This is a genomic window from Streptomyces sp. NPDC058964, assembly GCF_042741275.1.
Classification (GTDB): Bacteria; Actinomycetota; Actinomycetes; order Streptomycetales; family Streptomycetaceae; genus Streptomyces.
In genome coordinates this window covers 1-4342 of record NZ_JBHYKH010000657.1, presented here as the reverse complement: position 1 = coordinate 4342, position 4342 = coordinate 1, and the positions used below count along the sequence as shown (strand labels likewise).

Sequence of the window (4342 nt, the reverse complement as noted above, 5' to 3'; positions counted from 1 at the left end):
CCGGGCGCGCCCGCCCCCCCCCCCCGCCGCGGGCGGCCCCCGCCCGGCCCGCCCCCCGCCGTCGCCCCGCCCGCCGCGCGCGCGCCCGTCAGCGTGGCGACCAGCAGGGCCGCCGTAGTCGTGGCGCGCCGCGTGCGCGCTCTGTGCCCCATGCCCACCGTTGCCGCCAAGTCCGAGTCATCGATCGTGCGCTTGTACGTTCATTAAGGGCCATACCCGATTGATGCTGATCGTGCGCGCTCAATGGGCCGATCGGTGCAGGTTGCGGGAGGGCGGACCGCGCGGGGGAGCGAGCCGTCTCCCGGCGCGGTTCGGGGACAGGCGCGCGGGTACCCGGGGACGGTCCCAGGCCGGCCGCCCGGGTGCGACCGGTGCGCACGCCATGGAGGGAGCAGGGCGCCATGAAGGCAGTGACCTGGCAGGGCAGGCGGGATGTGCGGGTGGAGGAAGTGCCCGACCCCCGGATCGAGGAACCCACGGACGCCGTCATCCGCATCACGTCCACCGGGCTGTGCGGCTCCGATCTGCACCTGTACGAGGTGCTGACACCGTTCATGACGCCGGGCGACATACTCGGCCACGAGCCGATGGGTGTCGTCCAGGAGGTCGGCCCGCAGGTGCCGGGTCTGCAGCCGGGCGACCGGGTCGTGGTGCCGTTCCAGATCTCCTGCGGGCACTGCTTCATGTGCTCGGCGGGACTGCAGACGCAGTGCGAGACGACCCAGGTCACCAGCGAGGGCATGGGCGCCGCTCTGTTCGGCTACACCCGTCTGTACGGCGCGGTGCCGGGCGCCCAGGCCGAGTACCTGCGCGTCCCGCAGGCGCAGTACGGCCCGATCAAGGTGCCGCAGGGCCCGCCCGACGACCGCTTCGTCTACCTCTCCGACGTGCTGCCCACCGCCTGGCAGGCGGTCGTGTACGCCGACGTCCCGTCCGGCGGCACCGTCGCCGTCCTCGGCCTCGGCCCGATCGGCGACATGGCCTGCCGGATCGCCCAGGTCCGGGGCGCCGAGCGGGTGTTCGGCGTCGACCTGGTGCCGGAGCGGCTGGAGCGGGCACGCCGGCGCGGAGTGGAGACGTACGATCTCAGGGGCTTCGACGACGAGAAGGAACTCGTCGACGCGATCCGCGACGCCACCGGCGGCCGCGGCCCCGATGCAGTGATCGACGCGGTCGGCACCGAGGCCCACGGCAGCGCCGCCGCCCGCCTCGCCCAGCAGGCCTCCTCGATGCTGCCCCGGAAGATCGGCGCGCCCCTCGCGGAACGCTTCAGCATCGACCGGCTGGCCGCCCTGTACACCGCCATCGACCTGGTCCGCCGCGGTGGAACGCTCTCGCTCAGCGGCGTCTACGGCGGCACCGCGGACCCGCTGCCGCTGCTCACCATGTTCGACAAGCAGATCCAGATCCGCATGGGCCAGGCCAACGTGCGCCGCTGGACCGACGACATCCTCCCGTACCTGACGGACGAGGACCCGCTCGGCGTCGACGACTTCGCCACCCACCGGCTGCCGCTGTCCGAGGCGCCGCACGCATACGAGATGTTCCAGCACAAGCAGGACGGTGCGGTGAAGATCCTGATGCGGCCCTGAGACAGCCCCCGTGCCGCGGGCGTGAGGCCGGTCAGCCGGGCGTGCCCAGGATCTCCTGGAGGTCGTAGCGGACCGGCTCCTCCAGCTGGGCGTAGGTGCAGCTCTCGGCCGTGCGGTCCGGGCGCCACCGGCGAAAGCGCGCCGTGTGCCGGAAGCGGACCCCGTTCTCCATGTGGTCGTACGCCACCTCGGCCACCCGCTCCGGCCGCAGCGGCACCCAGGACAGGTCCTTCTTGCCCGACCAGCGGCTGGGCGCCCCCGGCAGCCGGGCCGTCTCGTGGGCGGCCTCGTCCGACCAGGCCGCCCAGGGGTGCCCGGACGCGTCCTGCATGCGCAGCGGCTCCAGCTCCTCGACCAGTTCGGCGCGCCGTTTCATCGCGAAGGCGGCCGACACACCCACGTGCTGCAGGGCGCCCCGGTCGTCGTACAGGCCGAGCAGCAGCGAGCCGACGACCGGACCGCTCTTGTGGAAGCGGTAGCCCGCCACGACCACGTCCGCCGTGCGCTCGTGCTTGATCTTGAACATGGCCCGCTGGTCCTGCAGATAGCGCAGGGCGGGCGGCTTGGCGATGATTCCGTCCAGGCCGGCCCCCTCGTACTGCTCGAACCACCGCCTGGCCAGCTCGACGTCGGTCGTCGCCGGGGCCAGGTGCACGGGTGCGGTGACCCCCGACAACGCCCTGGCCAGAAGCGCACGGCGGTCCGTCAGCGGCACGTCGAGCAGCGACTCGTCGGCCAGCGCCAGCAGATCGAACGCGACGAAGGAGGCGGGCGTCTTCTCCGCCAGCATGCGAACCCGGGAGTCCGCCGGGTGGATGCGCTCGGTCAGCGCGTCGAAGTCGAGCCGCCCCTCACGGGCGATCACGATCTCCCCGTCCAGCACACAGCGCTGCGGCAACCGCTCCTTCAGGGCGGTCACCAGCTCGGGAAAGTACCTGGTCAGCGGCTTCCCGGTACGGCTGCCGAGCTCGACCTCGGCCCCGTCGCGGAACACGATCGCCCGGAACCCGTCCCACTTCGCCTCGTAGTGCATGTCCGGCGGGATCTTCGCCACCGACTTGGCGAGCATCGGCTTCACGGGCGGCATGACGGGCAGATCCATGGTCCGATTCTGCGCGTACGGGGCGTACGCCGCCCGGTGTGCGAGGCCCGCGCGGTCCGCCTACGGTGGCCGCATGGGTGACGCGGTGGAACTGGAGGCGGGCGGCCGGACCGTGCGGCTGTCCAGCCCGGACAAGGTCTTCTTCCCGGAGCGCGGCTTCACCAAGCGGGACCTCGCCGAGTACTACATCGCGGTCGGCCCCGGAATCCTGCGCGCCCTGCGCGACCGGCCCACCACCCTGGAGCGCTACCCGGACGGCGTGACCGGGGAGTCCTTCTTCCAGAAGCGGGCGCCCAAGAACATGCCCGGCTGGATCCCCACCGCCCACATCACCTTCCCCAGCGGCCGCAGCGCGGACGAGATGTGCCCCACCGAGGAGGCCGCGGTGCTGTGGGCCGCCCAGTTCGGCACCCTCACCTTCCACCCCTGGCCGGTGCGCCGCACCGACGTCGACCGTCCCGACGAACTCCGCATCGACCTGGACCCGCAGCCGGGCACCGATTACCACGACGCGGTGCGCGCCGCTCACGAACTGCGTTCCGTCCTCGACGAGTTCGGGGGACTGCGCGGCTGGCCCAAGACCTCCGGCGGCCGCGGACTGCATGTCTTCGTGCCCATCGAGCCCCGCTGGACCTTCAGCGAGGTACGCCGAGCCGCCATCGCCGTGGGGCGCGAGATGGAACGGCGGATGCCGGAGCAGGTGACCATCAAGTGGTGGAAGGAGGAACGCGGCGAGCGCATTTTCATCGACTACAACCAGACCGCACGCGATCGCACCATCGCGTCGGCCTATTCCGTACGGCCCAGCCCGCACGCCCCGGTCTCGGCCCCCCTGCGCTGGGAGGAGGTGGGTGACGCCCGCCCTCGCGACTTCGACCTCGCGACCATGCCCGCCCGCTTCGCCGAACTGGGCGACGTTCACGCCGACATGGACGACCACGCCTTTTCCCTGGAGGCCCTGCTCGAACTCGCGCGCCGGGACGAGCACGACCATGGACTGGGCGACCTGCCGTACCCGCCCGAGTACCCGAAGATGCCCGGAGAGCCCAAACGGGTGCAGCCGAGCCGGGCGCGTCAGGAGGAGAAGCAGCCGTCGTCACCGCCGGAGCCGGACGCGCCCTAGTTCCGGGCTCCTCCTTCGAGGCGCGCGGTCCGCCACCGGTCACGGCCTGGCGCGCCCCTGACCACGGCCCCGAACCGGTGGATCATGGAGCCATGACCCGTCTGCTGACCCGAGGCGATCTGGAAGCCGTGCTCGAACCCGCGTCCTGCGTCGCGGCGCTCCGCGACGGCTTTCGCGCGGCCGCCGCCGCACCGGTCGCGGGGCGGCGGGTGCGGACCGACCTGCCCTTCCCCGGCACGGCCACCGCCCTCATCCCCGGTGTCCTGCCGGGCATCGAGGCGTACACGGTGAAGGTCAACGCCAAGTTCCCGGGCGCGCGGCCCGCCCTGCGCGGCGTGATCTGTCTGCACAGCGGCGTGGACGGCGAGTTGCTCGCGCTGCTGGACTCGGCCACCGTCACGGGCGGGCGCCCCCGGCGCGCCCCCCGGGCGGGGGCCCCCCAGCAGGGCGGGGGCCGGCGGGGGTGTGGGCGCGCGGGGGTGGGCGGCGGGGGCGCCCGCGCGGTGTTTGTGTGGGGCGCGGCGG

3 protein-coding genes and 1 pseudogene are annotated in these 4342 nt (G+C 73.0%); 3 read left to right on the top strand and 1 reads right to left on the bottom strand.

Annotation, left to right across the window (positions count from 1 at the left end):
* The first annotated feature begins 401 nt into the window (after positions 1-401).
* Positions 402-1592: a zinc-dependent alcohol dehydrogenase gene (locus tag ACFW2E_RS42395; protein WP_384476161.1), complete on the top strand. Its 1191-nt coding sequence runs from the start codon at positions 402-404 to the stop codon at positions 1590-1592.
* Positions 1593-1623: 31 nt separating this feature from the next.
* Here the strand turns inward: ACFW2E_RS42395 and ACFW2E_RS42390 are convergent, their stop codons facing one another.
* Entirely contained in the window at positions 1624-2694 is a 1071-nt protein-coding gene (locus ACFW2E_RS42390) for an ATP-dependent DNA ligase (RefSeq protein ID WP_384476158.1), read from the bottom strand.
* A 73-nt stretch (positions 2695-2767) separates the two neighbouring features.
* On the opposite strand from ACFW2E_RS42390, the gene ligD reads away from it, so the two are divergent.
* Positions 2768-3817, top strand: a complete 1050-nt coding sequence (gene ligD, locus ACFW2E_RS42385; RefSeq protein ID WP_384476156.1) for a non-homologous end-joining DNA ligase — start codon at positions 2768-2770, stop codon at positions 3815-3817.
* Positions 3818-3909: 92 nt separating this feature from the next.
* Positions 3910-4342 (top strand): annotated as a pseudogene (locus ACFW2E_RS42380) (ornithine cyclodeaminase family protein); the annotation flags it as partial.